The sequence below is a fragment of the Virgibacillus chiguensis genome, from assembly GCF_900129865.1.
Lineage (GTDB): Bacteria > Bacillota > Bacilli > Bacillales > Amphibacillaceae > Virgibacillus > Virgibacillus chiguensis.
In genome coordinates this window covers 56,038-80,468 of the sequence record NZ_FQXD01000002.1, presented here as the reverse complement: position 1 = coordinate 80,468, position 24,431 = coordinate 56,038, and the positions used below count along the sequence as shown (strand labels likewise).

General features: G+C 36.8%; 25 protein-coding genes. All 25 read left to right on the top strand.

The features are described from left to right. Positions 1-6: 6 nt before the first annotated feature. The gene (locus BUB45_RS02860; protein WP_073005038.1) at positions 7-477 is read left to right on the top strand and encodes a chemotaxis protein CheW; all 471 of its coding nucleotides are present in this window, start codon (positions 7-9) and stop codon (positions 475-477) included. Positions 478-487: 10 nt separating this feature from the next. Then, positions 488-1,114 (top strand): chemotaxis protein CheC, encoded by a 627-nt coding sequence (locus tag BUB45_RS02855; protein WP_073005036.1) that lies wholly within the window; start codon positions 488-490, stop codon positions 1,112-1,114. Further along, positions 1,107-1,613, top strand: coding sequence for a chemotaxis protein CheD (locus BUB45_RS02850; RefSeq protein ID WP_084723518.1), 507 nt, complete (start codon positions 1,107-1,109; stop codon positions 1,611-1,613). Before BUB45_RS02855 ends, BUB45_RS02850 begins: the two co-directional genes overlap by 8 nt. 269 nt (positions 1,614-1,882) lie before the next feature. Next, positions 1,883-2,662, top strand: coding sequence for a FliA/WhiG family RNA polymerase sigma factor (locus BUB45_RS02845; RefSeq protein ID WP_073005034.1), 780 nt, complete (start codon positions 1,883-1,885; stop codon positions 2,660-2,662). A 163-nt stretch (positions 2,663-2,825) separates the two neighbouring features. After that, positions 2,826-4,199: a flagellar assembly protein A gene (locus BUB45_RS02840; protein WP_073005032.1), complete on the top strand. Its 1,374-nt coding sequence runs from the start codon at positions 2,826-2,828 to the stop codon at positions 4,197-4,199. A 122-nt stretch (positions 4,200-4,321) separates the two neighbouring features. Next, positions 4,322-4,615, top strand: coding sequence for a hypothetical protein (locus BUB45_RS02835; RefSeq protein ID WP_073005030.1), 294 nt, complete (start codon positions 4,322-4,324; stop codon positions 4,613-4,615). An 18-nt stretch (positions 4,616-4,633) separates the two neighbouring features. Beyond that, the gene (locus BUB45_RS02830) at positions 4,634-5,062 is read left to right on the top strand and encodes a DUF6115 domain-containing protein (RefSeq protein WP_244527653.1); all 429 of its coding nucleotides are present in this window, start codon (positions 4,634-4,636) and stop codon (positions 5,060-5,062) included. 531 nt (positions 5,063-5,593) lie between these two features. Further along, positions 5,594-6,343: a 30S ribosomal protein S2 gene (gene rpsB / locus BUB45_RS02825; protein WP_073005026.1), complete on the top strand. Its 750-nt coding sequence runs from the start codon at positions 5,594-5,596 to the stop codon at positions 6,341-6,343. Positions 6,344-6,440: 97 nt separating this feature from the next. Next, positions 6,441-7,325: a translation elongation factor Ts gene (tsf, locus tag BUB45_RS02820; RefSeq protein ID WP_073005024.1), complete on the top strand. Its 885-nt coding sequence runs from the start codon at positions 6,441-6,443 to the stop codon at positions 7,323-7,325. Positions 7,326-7,420: 95 nt separating this feature from the next. Next, the gene (pyrH, locus tag BUB45_RS02815; protein ID WP_073005022.1) at positions 7,421-8,143 is read left to right on the top strand and encodes a UMP kinase; all 723 of its coding nucleotides are present in this window, start codon (positions 7,421-7,423) and stop codon (positions 8,141-8,143) included. Position 8,144: 1 nt separating this feature from the next. Continuing rightward, the gene (frr, locus tag BUB45_RS02810; RefSeq protein WP_073005020.1) at positions 8,145-8,693 is read left to right on the top strand and encodes a ribosome recycling factor; all 549 of its coding nucleotides are present in this window, start codon (positions 8,145-8,147) and stop codon (positions 8,691-8,693) included. A 197-nt stretch (positions 8,694-8,890) separates the two neighbouring features. After that, complete coding sequence (locus BUB45_RS02805) at positions 8,891-9,652, top strand: undecaprenyl pyrophosphate synthase (RefSeq protein ID WP_073005019.1); 762 nt, start codon at positions 8,891-8,893, stop codon at positions 9,650-9,652. 13 nt (positions 9,653-9,665) lie between these two features. Further along, positions 9,666-10,466, top strand: coding sequence for a phosphatidate cytidylyltransferase (locus BUB45_RS02800; RefSeq protein ID WP_073005017.1), 801 nt, complete (start codon positions 9,666-9,668; stop codon positions 10,464-10,466). Between the two features lie 108 nt (positions 10,467-10,574). Continuing rightward, on the top strand, positions 10,575-11,837 hold the full coding sequence (rseP, locus tag BUB45_RS02795) for an RIP metalloprotease RseP (protein WP_073005015.1): 1,263 nt from the start codon (positions 10,575-10,577) through the stop codon (positions 11,835-11,837). A 91-nt stretch (positions 11,838-11,928) separates the two neighbouring features. Beyond that, positions 11,929-16,215 carry a PolC-type DNA polymerase III gene (locus tag BUB45_RS02790; protein WP_073005013.1) on the top strand — a complete coding sequence of 1,429 codons (4,287 nt, stop codon included), beginning with the start codon at positions 11,929-11,931 and terminating at the stop codon, positions 16,213-16,215. 495 nt (positions 16,216-16,710) lie between these two features. Beyond that, on the top strand, positions 16,711-17,181 hold the full coding sequence (gene rimP, locus BUB45_RS02785; protein ID WP_073005011.1) for a ribosome maturation factor RimP: 471 nt from the start codon (positions 16,711-16,713) through the stop codon (positions 17,179-17,181). Between the two features lie 14 nt (positions 17,182-17,195). Continuing rightward, positions 17,196-18,293: a transcription termination factor NusA gene (nusA, locus tag BUB45_RS02780; protein ID WP_073005009.1), complete on the top strand. Its 1,098-nt coding sequence runs from the start codon at positions 17,196-17,198 to the stop codon at positions 18,291-18,293. Positions 18,294-18,307: 14 nt separating this feature from the next. After that, positions 18,308-18,589: an RNase P modulator RnpM gene (gene rnpM, locus BUB45_RS02775; RefSeq protein ID WP_073005007.1), complete on the top strand. Its 282-nt coding sequence runs from the start codon at positions 18,308-18,310 to the stop codon at positions 18,587-18,589. Beyond that, on the top strand, positions 18,579-18,881 hold the full coding sequence (locus tag BUB45_RS02770) for a L7Ae/L30e/S12e/Gadd45 family ribosomal protein (protein WP_073005005.1): 303 nt from the start codon (positions 18,579-18,581) through the stop codon (positions 18,879-18,881). The genes rnpM and BUB45_RS02770 overlap by 11 nt, the downstream gene beginning before the upstream one ends. 16 nt (positions 18,882-18,897) lie before the next feature. Beyond that, positions 18,898-21,030 carry a translation initiation factor IF-2 gene (gene infB, locus BUB45_RS02765; protein WP_073005003.1) on the top strand — a complete coding sequence of 711 codons (2,133 nt, stop codon included), beginning with the start codon at positions 18,898-18,900 and terminating at the stop codon, positions 21,028-21,030. Beyond that, entirely contained in the window at positions 21,027-21,305 is a 279-nt protein-coding gene (locus tag BUB45_RS02760; protein ID WP_073005001.1) for a DUF503 domain-containing protein, read from the top strand. Before infB ends, BUB45_RS02760 begins: the two co-directional genes overlap by 4 nt. Before the next feature lie 41 nt (positions 21,306-21,346). Next, entirely contained in the window at positions 21,347-21,688 is a 342-nt protein-coding gene (gene rbfA / locus BUB45_RS02755) for a 30S ribosome-binding factor RbfA (protein ID WP_073004999.1), read from the top strand. A 157-nt stretch (positions 21,689-21,845) separates the two neighbouring features. Continuing rightward, positions 21,846-22,739, top strand: coding sequence for a tRNA pseudouridine(55) synthase TruB (truB, locus tag BUB45_RS02750; RefSeq protein ID WP_073004997.1), 894 nt, complete (start codon positions 21,846-21,848; stop codon positions 22,737-22,739). A 20-nt stretch (positions 22,740-22,759) separates the two neighbouring features. Then, on the top strand, positions 22,760-23,725 hold the full coding sequence (locus BUB45_RS02745; RefSeq protein WP_073004996.1) for a bifunctional riboflavin kinase/FAD synthetase: 966 nt from the start codon (positions 22,760-22,762) through the stop codon (positions 23,723-23,725). 200 nt (positions 23,726-23,925) lie between these two features. Further along, positions 23,926-24,195 (top strand): 30S ribosomal protein S15, encoded by a 270-nt coding sequence (rpsO, locus tag BUB45_RS02740; RefSeq protein WP_073004994.1) that lies wholly within the window; start codon positions 23,926-23,928, stop codon positions 24,193-24,195. The last annotated feature ends 236 nt before the right edge of the window (positions 24,196-24,431 follow it).

Sequence of the window (24,431 nt, the reverse complement as noted above, 5' to 3'; positions counted from 1 at the left end):
TAGTAGATGGAAAACAATATGTCTGGAAATAGAAAGGTCATTGTATTTCAACTTGGTGAGGAAGAATATGCGGTTTCTGTACAGCAGGTAAGCTCAATTGAAAGGTTAATGCCAATTACCAGAGTTCCTCAAACAGCTGATTTTGTAAAAGGGGTCATTAATTTAAGAGGAGTTGTAACTCCGGTTATTGACCTACGCTTACGTTTTGGGATGGAAGAAACACCTTACAGCGATTCAAATCGTATTATTATTGTTATTTTGGAAAATATGGAAGTTGGCTTAGTGGTAGACGCTGCTAATGATGTTATTGATATCCCAGAATCTGAAATAGAGCCTACTCCTGAAGTGATAGGAACCGTTGATACGAAATATATTGAAGGAGTAGCAAAGCTCGAAAACCGCCTACTTATTCTATTAAATATGCAAAAAGTATTAACAGAAGAAGAGATAGAAGAATTAAAGTCAGTGGAAGGGTAAGGCCAGGCTTATGGACCTAACAAAGTTAACGCAAATGCAAAAAGATGCGCTACGGGAAATAGGAAATATTGGTGCTGGAAATGCTGCAACATCCATGTCTAAATTAGTAAATCGAAAAATAGACATGGATGTGCCTACTGTAAACATTGTTAGTTTTGACGAGATGATGGAACGAATTGGCGGTCCGGAGTCTGTTGTTGTTGCCTTGTTGTTTCGCATTCAAGGAGATGCCCCTGGCACTGTATATTTCATCTTTTCTATAGAAGAGGCAGAAGCTTTAATTAAGGAAATTACGAATAATGATGCATTACGTTTAGATGTTAATGATGAGCTAGCCATTTCCGTCATTCAAGAAGCAGGTAACATCGTAACAGGTGCTTATTTATCAGCTTTAGGTGACTTTACCAATATTACGATGCATCCTTCTGTACCTTATTTAAGTATTGATATGGCTGGCGCAATATTGACCGTGGGACTACTAGAAGTGTCGCAAGTAGCAGACTACGCCTTAATTATTGATGCAAAAATCAGTTCATCTTATCAAGTAAGCCAAATTAAAGGAAATTTTTTATTTATTCCTGACCCTGATTCATTTTCCAAACTGTTTAAAGCATTAGGAGTTACGAACGATGTCTAAGCTAATGTCTTCCTCTCATGTTGTAAAAGTTGGAATAGCAGATTTGAAGGTAACCAAAGCTCCTAATACGATTCGAACATCGGGGCTAGGTTCCTGTGTAGGTGTTGTTATCTATGATGAAAGAAAAAAAGTAGCTGGGCTAGCACACGTTCTATTACCAGATTCGAAATTAGCTAGACAAAACAATTTTAATCACTATAAATATGCCGATACAGCAATACCACTTTTGGTGGAGCAATTATCTAGTCTTGGGGCAAGAAGTAACCTATTAAAAGCTAAAGTAGCTGGAGGGGCACAAATGTTTCAATTCTCGTCGGGATCCGATATGATGCGAATTGGCCCACGAAATGTAGAATCTGTTTTGGAGAAACTGAAGCAACTTTCCATACCTGTTCTTGCATCTGATACAGGTGGTAACGCTGGACGGACGATAGAATTTGATCTACAGACAAGTCTTTTGAAAGTGCGAACGGTAAATAAAGGTGAAACATTTATTTAAATGTAGGGCCGTTTACAATAATGGACTGAATAATCTATAGAAATGATACTACTTAACGAAAATAGAATCGTCTTGTCGAAATAAAGAACTTCTTATTTTAAGAAACTTGAGCTTATATGTAAAGAGAGTGTAACTTTTTTCAATAAAAGTTACTAAAAAGCAAAAAGCTATCTTAATGGATGGACTTTTAATTTAAGACAATAGGAGTGTCCGTTTATTATCGCATAGTAACAGGACGGATGAAGCTATGGTAAGAAGGAGTGATAAAGATGAAAGCAACTTCATCTCCGCATGAGCAGAAGCTTTGGGATGATTGGCTTAATAACCATTGCATGGAAGCAGCAAATGAACTAATCGAAAATTATATGTATTTGGTTAACTTTCATGTGGAGAGAATCGCCAGCCATTTGCCAAATAATGTAATGAAAGATGATGTGAAAAGTTTTGGACTAATGGGTCTTTACGATGCATTAAAAAAGTTTGACCGCACTCGTCAACTAAAATTCGATACGTACGCTTCGTTTCGTATTAAAGGAGCGATTATTGATGGGCTTCGAAAAGAAGATTGGCTTCCCCGTTCTTTACGAGAAAAAACAAAAAAGATTGAGCACGTAACAAATCAATTAGAACAGCAATATCAAAGAATACCAAGTGTGGAAGAAATTGCAAAGCATACTGGTATGACGGTTAAAGAAGTGGAAACGGCGATGTACGATTCTTTATTTGCTAATATTCTTTCCATTGAAGAAAAGCCTACTGATCCGAAGCTAAAGCTTAAAGAAGGAATAGGTTATTCCATTCCAGATACTAAATCAGTCGCTCCAGAAAATCAAGTTGTACAAAATGAACTAAAAGAAGAATTAAAAGCTAGTATGAAAAAATTAAATGAGAATGAGCAATTAGTAATCAGCTTATTTTATCAAGAGGAATTAACATTAACTGAAATAGGAGAAGTGTTAGGGCTGACGACGTCTCGCATATCACAAATTCATAAAAAATCGATTACCAAGCTGAACACGATCTTAAAGAAACTGCAAGCTATATCTTAGTTTGTTTGCATGAAGCATACCTTTTTAACTACTTTTTCTTTATAAAATAAAATGGAATCCGACTTGCGCATACACTAACAAAGATGAGATACAAAAAAGAAAGTGACGGATGTGTATCACCTTTTTTAAAAATCAAAAATTATTTATTAGGGAGGGTGCGGGAATGAAATTATTAGAAAATATATTTAAAGTTAACGTCTCCCAGGATAAAATGTTAGCAGAAATAGACGTAAGCGAACAGGAAGAAGATTTTACAACACTACAAATGACGAAATCAGATGTGATAGCATTTCTACAAAAAAATAACGTTACCAATGGAATTTTGGAAGAAACGATCTTTTCAATCGTCAACGATACATCAAAAGTTACTTATCCAATTACAATTGCTAAAGGAAAAAAACCAGTCCATGGCAAAGATGGTCAATTGCAATATATCTCTGACTTTAATCCTGATAATGCTTGGGAAAAAAAGCAGGATTTTCGAGACATTATGCAAATACCATCGGTGAAAAAAGGGGAAAAAATCGCAACCCTTATTGCACCTACAGATGGTGAAGCGGGTTTTGACGTAAGCGGAGCGACTATTCCATCATATCCTGGCAAAAAAGTTGTTGTAAAAGCAGGCAAGAACGTTGTTTATCGGGAAGCTGATCAATGTTTTTATGCTACTATAGATGGGCAGTTGAGCTGGCGCGGAAAGTATATTCAAGTCCAACCAGTATATGAAGTAAATCAAACATTATCTATGAAAACGGGCAATATAGATTTTATCGGCACTATCATTATTCGTGGTGATGTCCCTGCTGGTTATACAGTTACAGCAAAAGGAGATGTCAAAATATTTGGGATGGTGGAAGCAGCTACAGTGCTTGCTGGTGGTTCGATCTATGTAGCAGAAGGCGTCGCAGGGCAAGGGGCAGGAACGATTCAAGCAGATGAAAATATACATGTTGGTTATGTGAACCAAGGCAACATTATTGCTGGGAAGGACTTATTTGTAGAAAATTCTATTTTTCATAGCCAGTGCAAAGTACGTGAGCGTGTTATCTGTCATAGAGGAAATATTATTGGTGGTATATTATCAGTTGGAAAGAGGATAGAAGCAAAAGATGTAGGAAATCGCGTAGGTGTGAAAACAGAAGTTATGTTTGGGCTAGATCAAAAAACGGAGAAGGAAAAAAGGGATTTATTGGACGAAAAGCAAAAACTGGAGGTCACGCTTTCTAAGCTAGCTCTACTAGAAAAAAAATTAAATGGACAACAGATAGAAAATGATTCTAAACTAAAAATTACGCTCCTTCGATATAAGCACTCGTTACAAAAAACAAAAGAACGTTTAGCGGAGGTAAACCGCTTATTAAATCAATTGGCAACAAATCTCGGAGACGAGGAAGATGCGACATTGGTAGTCCGCAACTATCTACACGCAAATGTCGTTGTAGCATTCGGAAAATATTACCGCATTAGTAATGGGAATTATCAAGGTGTTAAAGTGCAGCTAGTAGACAATGAAATTGTTACTTCTCCTTTAACCTGACTCTCAGCAGTTACCTAGAAATGTAACGAATTCAAAAGGATACATGGTTGGTTACTAAAAGTTGAAGCTACAAATGGGGCTTCTATAGGGATATATGTATATATGACCTGGAGTGATATAACATGGGATGGAAATCCATTGAATTGCAAGTAGCGATTCCTCGTTCTCTAGATGCAAGTAAAATGCAACAACAACTTCTTCACCAAAGTCAACTTTATCAAACTTCTCTTTCGCAGCAGCAATTAATGGAAGCACAGCGAAAAAGGAAACAGGTACATCGCACACATCAATCAGACTCAGTAAAGGGCGATCAACACACAACATCTATGAAAGAACGGAAGGCAAATAAAAAGGAACAACAGGTCAGCATAAATGAACATCCTTATTTGGGAACAGAAATTGATGTGAACGGATAGAATGGAGGTGAGCAATTGGTGACATCTATATTAATATTGGTCAGTTTTTTATTACATATGGTTTCCTTCACGGTTATTTTTCAATTGTATAAACGAATGAATGCAAATCAACAATTGGATACTTCTGAAATTGACGCTTTGTTAGCAGAATATATTGATGAAATAAAAAAGGAGAACATACGTTTACAACAGCAATTGGTTACATTAAACAAACGAGAAAATGTGGAAACGAACCAAATACAACTAGTCGAAAAAGAGGAACAAGACGATTCATACAATAATGAACAACAAGATGAGATAACAACTTCACTACAAGCGAAAATATTACAATTACATAGTCAAGGGTACACAGCTTCACAAATCGCTCGACAATTAAATTGTGGAAAAACAGAAGTAGCATTAACAATTAAGTTTCAACAGAATGCAAAGCTTGATTCATCGAAATAGCTTTCAACACGCGAATTTATAGATATACCTTAAAACTATTTTATTTATCGAATATGGCATCCTATTGAATTTTAATGTGGAGGGGCACTTCAAATAAGCACCCCACTGTTGGGAAAATAATCCTGCAATACTCATGAAACCTTCCATATCTGGGAGCATGACTTGCACAAACATGTTGTCATTTTCTTATCCTGCAAAAAAAGAATAAACTCACTGACCATTTTATTATATGAAGCATTCCTACTTTGTAGAGTAAGCTCATACCTGTACCGCGCTAGTCTGTAAAGAGTGAAAAAATACTGCTTTTTGGACATCATAAAAGAGCATTTTCTTATGTACGATAAAAATACTTGAATCCTCTTCCTTCTTATGATATATTATCTTGTGGTGTGAAGATTATGTTGTGCACTAAAAAGTGCTAGTATGTCGATTACACACGTGTAGGGATTTGTAAATAAGGTGCCAAAATAATTGGTCTATTTACAAAAAGGATCTATTACGGAGGAAAAAACCAATTAGGAGGAATTTATAATGTCAGCTATTTCAATGAAACAGCTACTCGAAGCTGGTGTACATTTTGGTCACCAAACTCGTCGCTGGAACCCAAAGATGAAAAAATACATCTTTACAGAACGTAACGGTATTTACATCATCGATCTACAAAAAACGGTGAAAAAGGTTGATGAAGCGTATAATTATGTCAAACAACTTGTTGCTGACGGAGGAACCGTTTTGTTCGTTGGTACGAAAAAACAAGCTCAAGAATCTGTACGTGACGAAGCCATTCGTTCAGGTATGTACTATGTTAACCAACGTTGGTTAGGTGGAACACTTACTAATTTTCAAACCATTCGTAAACGCATTAATCGTTTGAAAGACATTGAGCGCATGGAAGAAGATGGAACTTTTGAAGTGCTACCAAAGAAAGAAGTTGTTGATCTTCTAAAAGAAAAAGATCGCTTAGTGAAGTTCCTTGGTGGAATTAAAGAAATGGATAAACTTCCAGATGCGTTGTTTGTAATTGACCCACGTAAAGAGCGAATTGCTATTGCTGAAGCTCATAAATTAAATATTCCGATTATCGGAATTGTGGACACAAACTGTGATCCAGATGAAATTGATTATGTGATCCCTGCTAATGATGATGCGATTCGTGCCGTGAAACTTTTGACTTCCAAAATGGCAGATGCTATTTTAGAAGTGAAACAAGGCGAAGAAATGAATGAAGCTCCAGAATCAGAGCAAGCGTCTGAAGAAGCAAAGGAAACAGCACAAGAGTAAAGAAGGAAAAGGTGAGGGTGATAAGAGGATGTGAGCCTTTTATCACCTTTTTTAAAAGAAAATATGAATTAGTCGATGATTTTAAGGAGGATTTCAAATGGCAATCACTGCAAAAATGGTTAAAGAATTACGTGAAAAAACTGGTGCAGGAATGATGGATTGTAAAAAAGCACTTCAGGAAACAGATGGCAATTTAGAGGCTGCTGTTGATTTCTTACGTGAGAAAGGTCTGTCTAAAGCTGCAAAGAAAGCTGACCGTATTGCTGCTGAAGGGTCTGCGTACATTCAAGCAGATGGTAATACAGCTGTTTTACTAGAAGTAAACTGTGAAACAGATTTCGTAACAAAAAATGACCAGTTTAAAGACTTATTATCTACATTAGCAACTCATTTGTTAAAACACCAGCCAGAGACCGTAGAGCAAGCACTAGAGCAAACGATGGAAGCGACTGGAGAAACAGTTGAAAACCATATTAAAGCTGCTGTTGCAAAAATTGGTGAAAAATTATCCCTTCGTCGTTTTACCATTGTAACGAAAACGGATAACGATGCGTTTGGTGAGTATTTACACATGGGTGGACGTATCGGCGTGCTTACCTTGTTAGAAGGAACTACAGATACAGCTGTTGCTAAAGATGTATCGATGCATATTGCAGCTGTAAATCCACGTTATATTTCTCGTGATGATGTTGCAGAAGAAGAAGTAAACCATGAGCGTGAAGTATTAAAAGCCCAAGCTTTAAATGAAGGTAAACCAGAACATATTGTTGAAAAAATGGTAGAAGGTCGTCTTGGCAAGTTTTTTGAAGAAATTTGTTTATTAGAGCAAAGTTTTGTAAAAGATCCAGACCAAAAAGTGAAAAAGTTCGTTGCGGATAAAGGAGCAACGGTGAAAACTTTTGCACGTTATGAAGTAGGCGAAGGAATGGAAAAACGTGAAGAGAACTTTGCAGATGAAGTGATGAGTCAAATCAAAAAATAATCTGGTTGATAGGGAGCAAGCAATTGTTCCCTATTTCTCCATAACTTAAAGAATTCTTATTACAATAAACTATTTTATTTTCTGTGGAGGTTATTATGACAACAGCTCGTTACCGTAGAATCGTGCTTAAACTAAGTGGAGAAGCATTAAGTGGCGAACTTGGATATGGCATTGAGCCTAAAATTATTCAGTCTATCGCTGATCAAGTAAAAGAAGTTGCTGAATTAGATGTAGAAATTGCTATTGTCGTTGGCGGAGGAAATATATGGCGTGGCAAAGTAGGCAGTGAAATGGGTATGGATCGTGCCAATGCTGACTATATGGGGATGCTAGCAACAATTATGAATGCTTTAGCACTTCAAGATGGACTGGAAAACATCGGTATACCTACAAGAGTACAGACATCAATAGAAATGAGACAAGTGGCTGAGCCATACATAAGAAGGAAAGCAATTCGCCATTTGGAGAAAAAGCGTGTTGTCATTTTTGCTGCTGGTACAGGAAATCCTTTCTTCTCAACGGATACAACTGCAGCATTACGCGCAGCTGAAATTGAAGCAGAAGTCATTTTGATGGCAAAAAATAATGTGGATGGCGTTTATACAGCGGATCCTAAATTGAATGAAAATGCAGAGAAGTATGAAAACCTTTCTTATATGGAAATGCTCAATGCAGGACTTGGAGTTATGGACTCAACAGCTTCAACTTTATGTATGGATAACGATATTCCTTTAGTTGTGTTTTCTATAATGGAAGAAGGTAATATTAAACGGGTCGTTCAAGGTGAAGTAATTGGAACTACAATAAGGGGGAAATAACATGTCTGATGGTATATTGAAACAAACGAATGAAAAAATGGAACAAGCTGTACAAGCTTTCTCTAAAAATCTGGCTACTGTTAGAGCTGGAAGAGCAAATCCAAGTTTATTAGACAGTGTTTTTGTGGATTACTATGGAATGAGTACGCCATTAAACCAAATTGCTTCGGTTTCTGCACCAGAAGCAAGACTACTTGTTGTTACACCATATGATAAATCAGCTATTGCTGACGTGGAAAAAGGGATTCAAAAAGCAGATCTAGGTCTTTCACCTTCTAGTGATGGGAATGTAATTCGGATTAATATACCAGCATTAACAGAAGAACGTCGTAAAGATTTAGTTAAAGTGGTAGGTAAATATGCCGAAGAATCACGTGTTCAGGTAAGAAACATTCGACGTGAAGCGAATGATCAATTGAAAAAAGAAGACGGTATTTCAGAAGACGATGTACGGGCTTTACAAGAGGATGTACAAAAAGTAACAGATAAATATATAGCAAAAATTGACCAACTAGCGAAAGAAAAAGAAAAAGAAATTATGGAAGTTTAATGCTATTCCAAGTAAAATAAGCAGAAAATCGCCCTCTTTTTTTAAAGGGGGCTTTTGTATTTTAGGAAAAATCGGTATAATAAAACTTGGTTTACATGATATAATGATAATTCATATATCATATACTTTATTTGCATCTCATAAAATAGGTGCAGATAAAGAACTAGAAACGTTGACACATATTCGGAGGACAAACTATGTCAATTAGACTTCCCTTTACAAAAAAGAAAACAAAAGAAATAGAATCATTAAAGAACACACAGAATATTCCAAACCATGTTGCAATTATTATGGACGGAAATGGCAGGTGGGCTAAAAAAAGGTCATTACCACGTATTGCGGGTCATAAAGAAGGTGTAGACGCCGTAGTAAAAACCGTTCGTGCAGCGCATAAGAGTAATGTTAACATTTTAACTTTATATGCATTTTCAACAGAAAACTGGAAACGACCGCAAAAAGAAATTGACTTTTTAATGAAGCTTCCTAAGGAATTTTTACATATTCACTTACCTGAATTAATGGAAAGGAATGTTCGCATTCAAACCATTGGGGATTTTGAAGCTTTACCAGAGCATACAAAAGAAGCGGTTCAGTATGCGATGAATAAAACAAAGAATAATGATGGATTATTATTAAATTTTGCTTTAAACTATGGTAGTAGGTATGAAATTATACAAGCAATGAAACATGTAGTGACAGATGTGCAAAATGAAAAGCTTCATTTGGAAGCTATAAGCGAAGAAGTCTTTGATAATTATTTATATACAAAAGAACTGAGCGATCCAGATTTACTAATACGAACAAGTGGCGAGCAACGGTTAAGTAATTTTTTATTATGGCAACTTGCTTACACTGAATTTTGGTTTACAGAAGTTCTTTGGCCTGATTTCGATGAAGCAGTATTTAAACAAGCAATTGAGGAATATCAGCAACGCCAGCGTCGTTATGGCGGTATTTAAGGTGAGGTAGTATATGAAGCAACGGATTATTACAGCCATCATTGCATTAATCATATTTGTTCCCTTTGTTATCATTGGTGGTCTTCCATTTGAGATTTTAGTGTATGCAATGGCTACAATTGGTTTTTTAGAATTATTAAGGATGGGGAATATTGCTAAATACTCCATCCCCTCCATTTTAGGTATTGGGCTGTTATGGGTACTTTTGCAGGCAGAACATATGGATGCTATCCCATTTATGTGGCTCACAAAATCAGAAATTTTAATGCTTATTGTCCTGTTACTATTGTCCTATACTGTATTAGTTAAAAATAAATTCACCTTTGACCATGCGGGTGTTGTTCTTATTTCAGCGATTTACGTCGGGATGGGGTTCTATTATTTGCTTTTAGCTAGGGGTGGAGAAGGTGGAGGCGGATTAGCAACGATCCTCTACATATTTCTTCTTATTTGGTCCACGGATACAGGAGCTTATTTTGTAGGGCGAGCTTTTGGGAAGCGTAAACTATGGCCTAAAATCAGTCCAAATAAGACTATAGAAGGTGCTTTAGGCGGAATTTTGTTAGCCATTATTGTGAGTATTATCTTTCAAATCGTTCATCCTATTGGTGATACGTTAGTTGGCATGATCGGGGTAGCAATTATTGCATCTGTATTTGGACAAATTGGCGACTTAGTTGAATCTGCGTTCAAACGCCACTTTGGGGTGAAAGATTCAGGAAATGTACTTCCAGGTCATGGCGGTATTCTAGATCGCTTTGACAGCTTATTATTTGTTTTACCAATATTACATCTTGTTGGTTTTTTTAATTAATAGTCTTCATAAGAAAGATAAGGATGACATCCATTCATTGAAACCAATTTTACTTATCAATGATGCATTGTATGATTAACCGATACTTTTAAAGGAAGGTGCTTTTATTTGAATACAGTCATTGCGTTTATTCTTATGTTTGGTCTCCTTGTATTTATTCATGAATGGGGGCATTTAATTTTTGCTAAACGAGCTGGCATGTTAGCGCGTGAGTTTGCGATTGGTTTTGGCCCAAAAGTGTTTGCATTTACGAGGAACGAAACTGTATATACGATCCGGCTTCTTCCAATTGGTGGCTACGTGCGAGTTGCCGGACAAGACCCAGAGATCATTGATTTAAAACCGGGGCATCATGTAGGATTAGAATTTAATGAGTTTGGAAAAGTAAATAAAATTATTGTAAATCACAAAACCAAACATCCAAATGCTCGTATTATAGAAATTGAAGAAGCGGATTTAGATCATGCATTGCAATTAAAAGGGTATGAAGTCGGTGAAGAGGAAAAGCTTGTTTTTGATATTGATCCGGAAGCTTTCTTCGTTATGGACGAAAGAGAAACACAAATTGCTCCTTATGATCGGCAGTTCGCTTCCAAAACGGTATTACAGCGCGCCATGCAATTATTTGCAGGGCCAATGATGAACTTTGTGTTGGCTATTTTTATCTTCTTAATCCTTGGGATTATCCAAGGTGTGCCTGTAGAAGAAGCACAAATGGGAGAAGTTATAGCGGATAGCCCGGCAGCGGAAGCAGGTCTAAAAGAGGGGGATGAAATAATCCAAATTGAGGAAGACCCTATTTCTACCTGGGAAGAGTTTCACACGATCGTAAGCAGTAGCCCGAATGAAGAACTCCATATGTCTGTATTGCGTGATGGAGAAGAAATTGCTTTAACGGTAGTTCCAAATGAAGCAGAAGGTGTTGAAGGGGAAGAATCATTTGGGCAAATTGGTGTATATAAAGCGTTTGAAAAATCAATTTTAGGCACTATTCCATATGGCATTTCACAGACGTATGACACATCGAAGCTCATTTTAACGAACTTAGGGATGTTAATTACGGGACAATTGTCCATTGATGCTTTATCAGGACCAGTCGGTATATATGATGCCACAGACCAAATTGTACAAACTGGTTTTACAAACTTCCTGTTATGGACGGCCATGTTAAGTATTAATTTGGGGATTGTCAATCTTGTCCCACTTCCAGCATTGGATGGAGGAAGATTGTTGTTTGTTGGGATTGAAGCGATACGTGGAAAACCGGTTTCTCCAGAAAAAGAAGGTTTGTTTCACTTTATAGGTTTTGCACTGCTCATGTTACTCATGATAGTTGTTACATGGAACGATATTCAACGTTTATTTCTTTAATTGGAAAGAGATGTATTTACGAAAACCCTTGTCCAGAAACGCGACAGGGGTTTTACAGCTTTCCATTTAAAAATGGGACAGGAGGATAGCAATGGATATATCGAAAAAGAAGAAGATGGATGTACTGTTAAAGCAACTGGAATTTTCCGAAGAGCAATTATCTTATTTTGCTGATAGTTATTTAAAAAAGCTAGAAATTTTTAAGCAATCGAGGACGTGGCATTTTCATATTTATACGAATCAAATATTGCCTTGCGAAGTATACCAAGTATTTAAACATCGACTACAAACAAGTTTTGCGCAAATTGCTACGATCGAATTAACCATTGAAACGGCAAACAAAGCTTGCGATGAGCAAGTGACTCTAAAGTATTGGCAACATTTTATTCAGTCTTTTTCACAATTGTCACCTGCTTATAAAGATATGGTTCAATCACAAACACCAAAAGTTAACGGTAATAACATTATGTTAACCGCTAGAAATGAAGCAGAAAGTAAAGCGGTAAAAAAAAGACTCGAGGAGCCATTTAAAGCTTTTTGTTTGCAATCAGGTTTACCGATTTTTCAGTTGCAATTAGAAGTGAAAGCTGAATTAGAAGCTATTCAGCAGTTTAAAGAACAAAAAGCTGCTGAAGATCAACAGCTTGTTCAACGTACCGTGCAAGAGAAAACAAAACGTGATCACGCAAAATTACAGCCCGAAAATAAACCTGTGATGCTCGGTTATAAGATTCAAGATGATCCTGTTCATATGGAAGAAATTTTAGAAGAAGAGCGTCGAATAACGGTTCAAGGTTATATTTTCGCTGTCGATATTCGTAAACTGCGTTCCGGCCGGAGTTTGCTTATCATCAAAGCAACGGATTATACGGATTCATTACAAATTAAAATGTTTTCAAAAGGCGATGAAGACGCTGAAAAATTCGAGTCAGTAAAAGAAGGTATGTGGATTAAAGCCCGGGGAAGTATTCAAACAGATATGTATACGAATGAACTGGCAATGATGGCTAATGATATACACGAAATAAAAGTAGAACCCAGAAAAGATGCGGCACCGGATGAAGAAAAAAGGGTTGAATTACATGCACATACGACAATGAGTCAAATGGATGCAGTAGTCTCACCAGCAAATTTAGTTGCTCAAGCGGCAAAATGGGGGCATAAAGCTATCGCGATTACTGATCATGCAGGCGTACAAGGTTTCCCTGATGCCTATAACGCAGGAAAGAAGCATGGTATAAAAGTGCTTTATGGTGTAGAGGCGAATTTAGTCGATGATGGTGTTCCTATTGCGTATAATGAACAAGATGTAGATTTAGCTACAGCTACATATGTTGTATTTGATGTGGAGACGACCGGCCTATCAGCTGTGTATGACACCATTATTGAATTAGCTGCTGTCAAAATTCATCAAGGAGAAATTGTGGACCGGTTTGAATCTTTTGCTAACCCCCACCATCCTTTATCGCAGACAACCATTGACCTTACAGGTATTACGGATGAAATGGTAGAGCATGCACCAGAAGTTGACGAAGTATTAGCAGATTTTCGCAAGTGGATGGCAGATGATATTTTAGTAGCCCATAATGCTAGTTTTGATATGGGATTTTTAAATCAAGGTTTTAAGAAAATGGATTTTCCAAAAGCTACAAATGCTGTTATTGATACGTTGGAATTAGCAAGATTTTTATTCCCACATTTAAAAAATCACCGATTGAATACATTGTGTAAATTTATGGATATTGAATTAACGCAGCATCACAGGGCGATTTATGACGCGGAAGCAACGGGTTATTTATTATGGAAACTTGTTCAAGCTTTATTAGAAAAAGACATAACCAACCATAACCAGCTGAATAAACATATGGGTGAAGGGAATGCATACCAACGCTCAAGACCTTTTCACTGTACATTAATTGCACAGACAGAAGAAGGGTTAAAGAACTTATATAAACTTGTTTCGCATGCCCATATTGATTATTTCTATCGTGTACCAAGATTGCCACGTTCCTTATTACAGAAATATAGGCAAGGCATTTTAATAGGCTCTGCTTGTGATCAAGGGGAAGTTTTTGAGACGATGATGCAAAAATCAGCAGAAGAGGCAGAAAACGTAGCTCAATTTTACGATTATATAGAAGTGCAACCACCTGCAAATTACATGCATTTAATTGAAAAAGATTTAGTACAAAATGAAGCACAACTATTGGATATTATAAAAAAGATTGTCCAGTTAGGTGAACGTGTGGGCAAAAAGGTTGTTGCGACGGGAAATGTCCATTATTTAGACGAGCAGGATCAGATTTACAGACAGATTCTTATTGCTTCCCAAGCAGGAAATCCATTAAACCGAGTCACATTACCACAAACCCCATTTCGAACGACGAATGAAATGTTAGAAGCCTTCTACTTTTTAGGTGAAAAGAAAGCAACGGAAATTGTCGTTACGAATACACAAGCCATTGCAGATGAAATAGAAGAAATCGCACCAGTAAAAGACGGCTTGTTTACACCGACGATAGAAGGAGCAGACCAAGAAATTCGTGATCTTTGTTATACAAGGGCAAAGAAAATTTACGGTGAACCGATTCCAGAGATTGTCACAGAACGTTTGGAGAAAGAATTAAAAAGTATTATTGGACATGGGTTTAGTGTTATTTATCTCATTTCACAAAAACTAGTTAAAAAATCACTAGACGATGGTTATTTAGTAGGTTCTCGTGGTTCAGTAGGTTCGTCCTTTGTTGCAACGATGACAGAAATTACAGAAGTAAATCCTTTACCACCACATTATGTATGTTTGTCTTGCCATTATCATGAGTTTATTACAGATGGCTCAGTCGGAAGTGGATTTGATTTACCAGATAAGCACTGCCCAACATGTGGGACAAGCTTAACAAAAGATGGTCAAGATATCCCTTTTGAAACATTTTTAGGCTTTAAAGGGGATAAAGTACCAGATATTGATTTGAACTTCTCAGGCTCTTATCAACCAAGGGCGCATAACTATACGAAAGAATTGTTTGGAATCGACAATGTATATCGTGCTGGAACAATTGGTACTATTGCTGAGAAGACAGCCTATGGTTATGTGAAAGGATATGCTTCTGATAAACAACTCGTTTATAAAAATGCAGAAGTTGATCGGCTAGTAAAAGGATGTACTGGGGTGAAGCGAACTACAGGTCAGCATCCAGGAGGTATTATTGTTGTTCCTGACGACAAAGAAATATTTGATTTTACTCCTATTCAGTATCCGGCTGACGACAGAAGTAGTGAATGGAGGACAACGCATTTTGATTTCCATTCCATTCATGATAATTTATTGAAATTGGATATACTTGGACATGATGATCCGACGGTTATTCGTATGCTACAAGATTTAAGTGGGATTGATCCTAAAACCATTCCTACTGACGATCCAGATGTAATGACTATTTTTTCTGGCCCAGAAGCGCTTGGGGTAACGCCTGAACAAATTAACTGTAAAACTGGTACATTAGGTGTGCCAGAATTTGGGACGAAGTTTGTTCGGCAAATGTTGGAAGATACAAAACCAAATACGTTCGCAGAACTTGTTATTATCTCAGGATTGTCACACGGTACGGATGTTTGGTTAGGTAATGCACAGGAATTAATTAATGACGGCATATGTGAGCTACCGGATGTTATCGGTTGTCGTGACGATATTATGGTTTATCTGATGCATAAAGGACTAGATGCTTCCTTAGCTTTCCAAATCATGGAGTTTGTTCGTAAAGGGAAAGGGCTAAAAGATGAGTGGATTACAGAAATGACAAAGCATGATGTCCCAGATTGGTATATTGAATCATGTAAAAAGATTAAATACATGTTCCCAAAAGCTCATGCTGCTGCGTATGTATTAATGGCTGTAAGAATAGCTTATTTTAAAGTACATCACCCTATATTCTTTTATGCAGCATACTTCACTGTTCGAGCAGATGACTTTGAACTTGATACCATGATTAAAGGTTCTAATGCAATTAGAAAACGAATGGAAACAATTACTGTTAAAGGAAATGAAGCCTCTCCAAAAGAGAAAAGTTTACTTACAGTTTTAGAGCTTGCTCTAGAAATGTGCGAACGAGGTTATTCTTTTAAAAAAGTGGATTTATACAAATCTAGTGCAACAGAATTTATTGTCGATGGGCATGCTCTTATTCCACCGTTTAATGCTGTAGACGGTTTGGGAACGAATGCTGCAATAAACATTGTAAAAGCAAGAGAAGAAGGAGAATTTTTGTCAAAAGAAGACTTACGAGAAAGAAGTAAAATCTCTAAGACCGTATTGGAATACTTGGATAACCATGGTTGCTTAGAAGGGATGGCGGAACAAAATCAGCTCTCTTTGTTCTAACTTGCAACCTATTTTTCCTTGTGATATACTAATTTTGGTAAGTAACGATACGAACGTTTAAAAGAGTGGGTAGCAACCCACTCTTTCTTCATACTTCAACCTGTGCCCTCAACCCCCTTGCCACACCTCTCGGCAGGGGTTTTGTATTGAAATTGGCACATGTTGTTTGTAGTAGGGAAACATCAAGCTACAGTTAGCCAAAAACGGATGAATAAACAGTAGTTGTAACTTTATGAGATACAACGTGTTTACAGTGTTTCTATACTCATTTACCTATTTGTAAATGAAATCACGACATATGGTTTATACTAATAGTATTATAACAAAACTTGAGTAAATAGCTTTTGTAGATATTATAATTTGACTTGCATTTTGTATGAAGTGTACGTATTTAATGGAATTCTATTCGCTTGGTTTAGGACGTAGATATAATCATTCACTCATCCGAAGTAACCTTATATCGTGAAAAAATAGCACAAAAAAGGAGGATATGTGTTGAGTTCAAAAGTCGTACAAACAACGGAAGAATTAGTTCTCCCGATCCTAAAACAAAAAAATCTGGAATTAGTTGATGTAGAATATGTAAAAGAAGGAAAAAACTGGTTTTTGCGTGTATATATTGATAAAGAAGGCGGTGTTGACATTACAGAGTGCGGAGAGGTGTCTGAGGAATTAAGCGAACAATTGGATCAAACAGACCCAATTGCAGAGGCCTATTTTTTAGAAGTCTCTTCACCAGGCGCTGAGCGGCCTTTAAAGAAAAAGAAAGACTTTCAAGAGAATATGAATAAACAAATATATGTCAAGTTATATGAACCAATAAATGGTGAAAAAGAATATGAAGGAAAACTGGTTGACTTTGCGAATGATGTAATAACCATTTCATATAAATTGAAAACTCGTAATCAAACTGTAGAGATTCCATTTGAGAAGATAGCCAAAGCTAGATTGGCTGTATCGTTTTAAAGGGGGAGAAAAAAGTGAGCACGCAATTGTTCGATGCAATTGATTATTTAGCAAAAGAAAAAGGGATTGATAAACAAATCCTCATGGAAGCCTTAGAAGCTGCTTTAATTTCAGCGTATAAAAAGAATTTCAAATCCGCAACAAACGTTCGTGTTGAGCTTAATGAAGATACTGGGAAAATGGCTGTGTATTCTAGAAAAAACATTGTCGATGAAGTTGAAGATCCACAACAAGAAATACCTATTCAAGAAGCAAAAGAAATTAATCCAAACTATGAGCTAGATGATGTAGTGGAAGTGGAAGTAACACCAAAAGACTTTGGTCGTATTGCTGCACAAGCTGCTAAACAAGTTGTTACACAGCGTGTAAGAGAAGCCGAGCGTGGTGTTATCTTTTCAGAGTACTCTGACCGAGAGGATGACGTAATGACGGGAATTATTCAACGAAAAGATCCCCGGTACGTTTACGTCCACCTTGGTAAAGTAGAAGCAAAACTTCCGGAAGCCGAACAAATGCCTACCGAGGAATATCATGTGCATGACCGAATAAAAGTGTATGTAACAAAAGTGGAAAATACAAGTAAAGGGCCACAAATATATATTTCAAGGTCCCATCCTGGGCTACTAAAACGGTTATTTGAAATGGAAGTACCAGAAATATATGATGGAATTGTAGAAATTAAATCTGTTGCCCGAGAAGCAGGTGACCGTTCTAAAATATCTGTTCATGCGCCTGATCCAGACATTGATCCTGTAGGTTCATGTGTCGGTCAAAAGGGACAGAGAGTGCAAGCCATTGTAAATGAACTGAAGGGTGAGAAAATTGACATTGTACAATGGTCGGAAGATCCTGTTGTCTACGTATCAAATGCTTTGAGCCCTTCAAAAGTACTAACTGTATTAGTTAATGAAGAAGAAAAGTCAACCACTGTTGTTGTACCCGATTACCAACTATCTCTTGCCATAGGGAAGCGCGGCCAAAATGCAAGACTTGCAGCTAAGTTAACTGGTTGGAAAATCGATATAAAAAGTGAAACAGATGCAAGAGAAGAAGGAATATTGGATGAAGTAGAAAAAACCTATTCTGACAATGAAGAAAGCTTGTTTGAATAAGGAGGGTATTGGGAATGGTAAAAAAACGAAAAATCCCTACTCGCAGATGTGTAGTAACCAATGAAATGATGCCAAAGCAAGATTTAATTCGTGTAGTACGTAATAAAGATGGAGAAGTATTTGTAGATACCACTGGCAAAAAAAATGGCCGGGGAGCCTATTTGTGTAAAGACATTGCTGTTATTGACCAAGCAGAAAAAACAAACGTATTAACTAAACATTTAAATGCAACTATTGATTCAGTTATCTATGAAGAATTAAGGAATCTAATAGCAGGTACAACGAATGAAAAATAATTATTTAAACCTACTTGGTCTTGCTTTTCGAGCTGGAAAATGTTCGCTTGGTGAAGATACGATACTGAAAGATATTCGGTCCAGACGTGCTGTATTGATTTTACTTGCGAATGATATTGGTCCACAAACCAAAAAGAAAATAACAGACAAATGCAAAACCTATAAAATTCCATATGTTATAGTAGATGATAGAGAAACAATATCGAATGCTATCGGAAAGACCCAGAGAGTAGCAATAGCTATTTTAGACGCAGGATTTGCTGCAAAAATGAACACGTTACTCGGGGAATAATTTTGGGGGTGAACGTATGAGTAAAATGCGTGTATATGAATATGCAAAACAAAATAATCTATCTAGTAAAGCAGTTGTTGCTTTTCTTAAAGAACAGGATATCGATGTGACAAACCATATGTCGACGATTTCCCCTAATACAATAGCACTGCTTGATAAAAAATTTAAAGTGCAAAAGCAAGAAAAGCAAGAAAAGGAAGAATCTAAACAACAAAAAATGGAAAAGCAAAGCGATAATCAATCAAATTCGAAACAAAGCCAAACTCATAAGCAAAATAAACCAAATCATTCGCAGAGGCCTAAGAAACAGCAACAGAAACCACAGGGGAAACAAGTTAAAAAAGGCAAAGCGAATACGAAAGCACAGCCAAAACAATCAACAATGGAGAAAGAAACACCAAAAGCAATGAAGTATCATGGAACGCTAACTGTTAGCGAACTTGCTGATAAATTGAATAAAGAAGCATCTGAGATTATTAAAAAATTGATGTTTTTAGGTGTAATGGCTACTAAAAATCAAGATTTAGATGATGACTCCATTGAATTGATTTGTGCTGAATTTGGTGTAGAAGTTGAAAAAGAAATTATTCTTGAAGATACGGATTTAGACAAATATGTCGCAGAAGATAAGCCTGAAGATATGGTAGAACGCCCAGCTGTTGTAACAATTATGGGACATGTTGATCATGGAAAAACAACATTATTAGATTCCATTCGCCATACAAAGGTTACTGCTGGTGAAGCGGGCGGTATTACACAGCATATTGGAGCATACCAAGTTGAAAACGATGGAAAAAAGATCACATTTTTGGATACGCCAGGGCACGCAGCTTTTACAAGCATGCGATCTCGAGGCGCCCAAGTTACAGATGTGGCTATCCTAGTTGTTGCTGCTGATGATGGAGTTATGCCACAAACAGTGGAGGCAATCAACCATGCGAAAGCGGCGGAAGTTCCGATTATTGTAGCGGTTAACAAAATGGACAAAGAAGCCGCAAACCCTGATCGTGTTATGCAAGAGTTGACCGAGTATGGACTTGTACCTGAGGATTGGGGAGGAGACACGATATTTGTCAACCTATCTGCAATCAAAGGGGAAGGAATTGACGAATTGCTAGAAATGATCGTTCTTGTGTCTGAAATCGAAGAGCTTAAAGCTAATCCAAGTAACACCGCATTTGGTACCGTTATTGATGCGCAATTGGATAAAGGTAGAGGCTCTGTTGCTACTTTACTTGTACAAAATGGAACATTACATGTTGGAGATTCACTAGTTGTTGGAAATACGCACGGCCGTGTCCGGGCTATGGTTAACGATGTTGGTCAAAGAGTAACAGAAGCTGGTCCATCTACACCTGTAGAGATTACAGGATTAAATGGTGTACCTGAAGCTGGAGATCAATTCCTCGTATTCAAAGATGAGAAAAAAGCTCGTCAAATTGGTGAAGCAAGGCAACAGAAGAAAATTCAGGAAAGCCGTAGCGAACAAACAAAAGTTAGCCTAGATGATTTGTTTGAACAAATCAAACAAGGTGAAATGAAAGAAATTAATATTATTATTAAAGCTGATGTGCAAGGATCAGCAGAGGCGCTCGCTTCTTCACTAAGAAAAATCGAAGTCGAAGGTGTCAATATTAAAATCATTCATACAGGTGTCGGCGCCATTACGGAATCCGATGTAATTTTGGCAGCAGCATCTAACGCTATTGTTATTGGCTTTAACGTACGCCCAGATGCGAATGCGAAAAAGGCGATTGACAGGGAAAAAGTAGATGTTCGTTTACACCGTGTGATTTACAAAGCAATTGAAGAAGTAGAAGCAGCAATGAAAGGGTTGCTTGATCCTGAATACGAAGAAAAAGTAATTGGCCAGGCTGAAGTTCGTGAAACGTTTAAAGTTTCAAAAATTGGTACAATTGCTGGAAGCTATGTAACAGATGGTAAAATCACGCGAGATGCTGGAGTGCGTTTAGTTCGTAATGGCGTTGTACAATTTGAAGGTGAAATTGCTGCATTAAAACGTTTTAAAGACGATGTGAAGGAAGTCGCGCAGAATTACGAATGTGGTATAACCATTAAAAACTTTAATGATATTAAAGAAGGAGATATCATTGAAGCGTTTATTATGGAAGAAATCAAGCCTGAATGATTATGTATGCGGAAGTAGAATGTTTTTTATATGAGAGCAACTCGTTAAAACAGAAGCGATCGATTATAAAGCCTGTGCTAACCAAATGTAAAAAAGATTTTAATATAGCTATTACAGAATTGGATTATCATGATTTATGGCGTCGTATAAAATTTGGGATCGTTACTATATCAACAGAGCGAGCACATGCAGAGCAAGTATTACAAGGTGTAATGGACGTTATTGATTCCTACACACAGCTAGAACGAACCATTACCCATATAGAAAGAATTTAGAAGCATGCCCTGGTTGGGTTTTAGTATAAGAGGTGAATGAAATGGCTGAACTACGTGCTAATCGAGTGGGCGAGCAAATGAAAAAAGAGCTAGGTGAAATCCTAACTCGCAAAATTAAGGATCCACGAGTTGGCTTTGTAACAGTTACAGATGTTGAAGTTACTGGTGACTTGCAGCAAGCAAAAGTGTTTATTTCTGTTTTAGGTAATGACAAGCAGAAAAAAGATACGCTGCTAGGTTTAGCAAAAGCAAAAGGGTTTATTCGATCGGAAATTGGCAAACGTATTCGCTTGCGCAAAACACCTGAGTTGATGTTTGAATTTGATGAAGCATATGAATATGGTAATCGGATTGAGACAATTTTAAAAGATCTAAATAACTGATGTGCCAATAATAAAATGCATATGTTCGCAGAGATCAATCGGGATTAAATTTGGCATGGAGAAAAATCTGACCTGATGTTATAGGGTCAGATTTTTTCCATCCATAATTTCTCAGTTTGTGGAAGGTTCACTTTATATGGAATGGAGGTTTTCACAGTTGCATGGAATTTTGCCATTATGGAAACCAAGAGGTCTTACCTCGCATGATTGTGTAATTAAAATTCGCAAAATGTTTCAAACAAAGAAAGTTGGACACACAGGTACGTTAGATCCAGATGTGGAAGGGGTCTTACCTATCTGTATTGGAAAAGCAACAAAGATTGTTCCTTTTTTAACAAATACGAAAAAGGTATATGTGGCTAAGCTTAAGTTAGGAGCTGCTACAAATACAGAAGATGCTTCAGGTGAGATAGTTGAGGAGAAAGTGGTTAATGTAATGCCGCTCCAAAAGGAGATTGAAGAAATATGCCTTCAGTTCACTGGAGAAATTAAACAAATCCCACCTATGTACTCAGCTGTTAAGGTAAAAGGGAAGAAATTGTATGAATACGCTAGAGAAAATCAATACGTCGAGCGTCCAGTGCGAACGGTAAGCATTGAAGAAATAAGTTTACTATCGCCTCCAGACAACAAAGAACACACTATATCTTTTCGCGTTGTCTGTTCAAAAGGAACCTATATTCGTACATTATGTGTAGATATAGGTAAAGCCTTAGGGTACCCTGCACATATGGTTTCATTGGTTAGAGAAGCAACAGGAGCATTTTCTAACAAAAATGCGGTTACATTTGCTACAATAGAAGAGGCTATTTTAAATCAACGTACAACAAACATCCTATACCCACTTCAATTCGGGTTAACACATTTAGATGTATGGAATGTAGATCAAGAAGTAGCCCAAAGGGTTTTATATGGACAAAAGCTTCCTTGCAACGTCCAATTTAAAACAGACCCATTTGTTGTTGTGCACAACAACTGTGTACTAGCCATTTATAAAGTGTATGAAAAGCAAACTGGTTATGTAAAACCTGTCCGTGTATTTAGTAGATAAAAAAGTGTAGGTGAAGAAAGTTGCGAACAATTGAGTTAACATATCCGCACATGCTTATATTAGAAGAACTTCCCGAAACAGTTGCAGCCATTGGTTTTTTTGATGGAATACATAAAGGACATCAACATGTTATTAAAACAGCTATAAACGAAGCGAAGAATAGAAATATGGAAAGTGCGGTTATTACGTTTTATCCTCATCCCTCTGTCGTATTACGAAAAGAGAAGCAGCAAGTTAAATACATTACACCACTACGCGAAAAACAAGAAATTTTAAAACGATTAGGTGTAGATAAATTATACATTATTACTTTTAATTCCGAGTTAGCTGCACTTCAACCAGAAGCATTTATTAACCACTTTATAAAAGGGCTCCATATAAAGCATCTTGTTGCTGGATTTGATTTTTCTTATGGTCATAAAGGGAGCGGGAATATAGATACAATACACGACCATGCAAGAGGGGCCTTCACTTTTACGAAGGTAGATAAAGTCCAATGTGATAATGAAAAAATTAGTTCAACAAGAATTCGTAAGTTACTTTCTTCGGGTGAAGTTGAAAAAGCAAATATATTACTCGGTAGACCGTTACTTGTTGATGGACTTGTTGTGAAAGGTGCACAACGTGGGAAGCAAATGGAGTACCCAACTGCTAATGTGATGACAAACCAAGAGGCTTTACTACCCAAACCGGGGATTTACGCAGTCAAAATATTTTATAAACAGGAAAAATATGAGGGAATGGCAAGCCTAGGATTTAATCCTACTTTTGAAGATAACTTGAAAGAACCGATTCTTGAAGTTCACATATTTGATTATAATAATGAGCTTTATGGAGAGGAGCTATTAATTGAGTTTCATTCTTTTGTTCGTGATGAAATAAAGTTTGATGGAATGAACGATTTAAAAGTTCAAATTGCTCAGGACGAAAAACAAATTCGGCAATTATTCGCCAACCATCATAATGATTTGTCTAAATGTGAATAACAAGGATACAATGATAAGTTACTCTATTTCATAGTTATAAATGCCTGACGATTAAATACTATAAGTAAAGTATTATTTTTTACTTGCTTTTTCAAAGAAAGAAATGTAAGATGAAAATATTGAACCATTGCTTGGCAAAACGTAACTCCGACGTTTGCTAGGGAATTGGGGATTTCAAATGTAATTAGGAGGTGAACCAATTGGCTATTTCACAAGAACGTAAAAATGAAATTATTAATGAATACAAGGTTCATGACAGCGATACTGGTTCTCCAGAAGTACAAATTGCTGTACTAACGGAAGAAATCACTACGTTAAACGAACATCTACGTGTTCATAAAAAAGACCATCATTCACGTCGTGGATTATTGAAAATGGTTGGTAAACGCCGTAACTTATTAAATTACCTACGTAATAAAGATGTTACACGTTACCGTGAATTAATTAAAAAGCTCGGTTTACGCCGATAAGAAAAAAGCAGGAGAGATCCTGCTTTTTTCTGTGGCTATGACATTGCGAAAACTTTTTTACTATAGGAAAGTATATGTTTTTTCGATTTTTCGCCATAAAACGTGGCGACAGGCAAAGTCTTTCTAATATTGAAAGCGAAGGCAAGAGATACTATTGAATATAATGAAATTAAGATAATTACGGAAGCATGTAATGGCTTGTACTTTTCTTACTAGTATTCGATGTATATAATAGA

What these genes read in the sequence shown, in the direction of transcription:
- BUB45_RS02860 (WP_073005038.1), top strand. Translation starts at nt 7, where the DNA reads ATGGAAAACAATATGTCTGGAAATAGAAAGGTCATTGTATTTCAACTT.
- BUB45_RS02855 (WP_073005036.1), top strand. Translation starts at nt 488, where the DNA reads ATGGACCTAACAAAGTTAACGCAAATGCAAAAAGATGCGCTACGGGAA.
- BUB45_RS02850 (WP_084723518.1), top strand. Translation starts at nt 1,107, where the DNA reads ATGTCTAAGCTAATGTCTTCCTCTCATGTTGTAAAAGTTGGAATAGCA.
- BUB45_RS02845 (WP_073005034.1), top strand. Translation starts at nt 1,883, where the DNA reads ATGAAAGCAACTTCATCTCCGCATGAGCAGAAGCTTTGGGATGATTGG.
- BUB45_RS02840 (WP_073005032.1), top strand. Translation starts at nt 2,826, where the DNA reads ATGAAATTATTAGAAAATATATTTAAAGTTAACGTCTCCCAGGATAAA.
- BUB45_RS02835 (WP_073005030.1), top strand. Translation starts at nt 4,322, where the DNA reads ATGGGATGGAAATCCATTGAATTGCAAGTAGCGATTCCTCGTTCTCTA.
- rpsB (WP_073005026.1), top strand. Translation starts at nt 5,594, where the DNA reads ATGTCAGCTATTTCAATGAAACAGCTACTCGAAGCTGGTGTACATTTT.
- tsf (WP_073005024.1), top strand. Translation starts at nt 6,441, where the DNA reads ATGGCAATCACTGCAAAAATGGTTAAAGAATTACGTGAAAAAACTGGT.
- pyrH (WP_073005022.1), top strand. Translation starts at nt 7,421, where the DNA reads ATGACAACAGCTCGTTACCGTAGAATCGTGCTTAAACTAAGTGGAGAA.
- frr (WP_073005020.1), top strand. Translation starts at nt 8,145, where the DNA reads ATGTCTGATGGTATATTGAAACAAACGAATGAAAAAATGGAACAAGCT.
- BUB45_RS02805 (WP_073005019.1), top strand. Translation starts at nt 8,891, where the DNA reads ATGTCAATTAGACTTCCCTTTACAAAAAAGAAAACAAAAGAAATAGAA.
- BUB45_RS02800 (WP_073005017.1), top strand. Translation starts at nt 9,666, where the DNA reads ATGAAGCAACGGATTATTACAGCCATCATTGCATTAATCATATTTGTT.
- BUB45_RS02790 (WP_073005013.1), top strand. Translation starts at nt 11,929, where the DNA reads ATGGATATATCGAAAAAGAAGAAGATGGATGTACTGTTAAAGCAACTG.
- rnpM (WP_073005007.1), top strand. Translation starts at nt 18,308, where the DNA reads ATGGTAAAAAAACGAAAAATCCCTACTCGCAGATGTGTAGTAACCAAT.
- BUB45_RS02770 (WP_073005005.1), top strand. Translation starts at nt 18,579, where the DNA reads ATGAAAAATAATTATTTAAACCTACTTGGTCTTGCTTTTCGAGCTGGA.
- infB (WP_073005003.1), top strand. Translation starts at nt 18,898, where the DNA reads ATGAGTAAAATGCGTGTATATGAATATGCAAAACAAAATAATCTATCT.
- BUB45_RS02760 (WP_073005001.1), top strand. Translation starts at nt 21,027, where the DNA reads ATGATTATGTATGCGGAAGTAGAATGTTTTTTATATGAGAGCAACTCG.
- rbfA (WP_073004999.1), top strand. Translation starts at nt 21,347, where the DNA reads ATGGCTGAACTACGTGCTAATCGAGTGGGCGAGCAAATGAAAAAAGAG.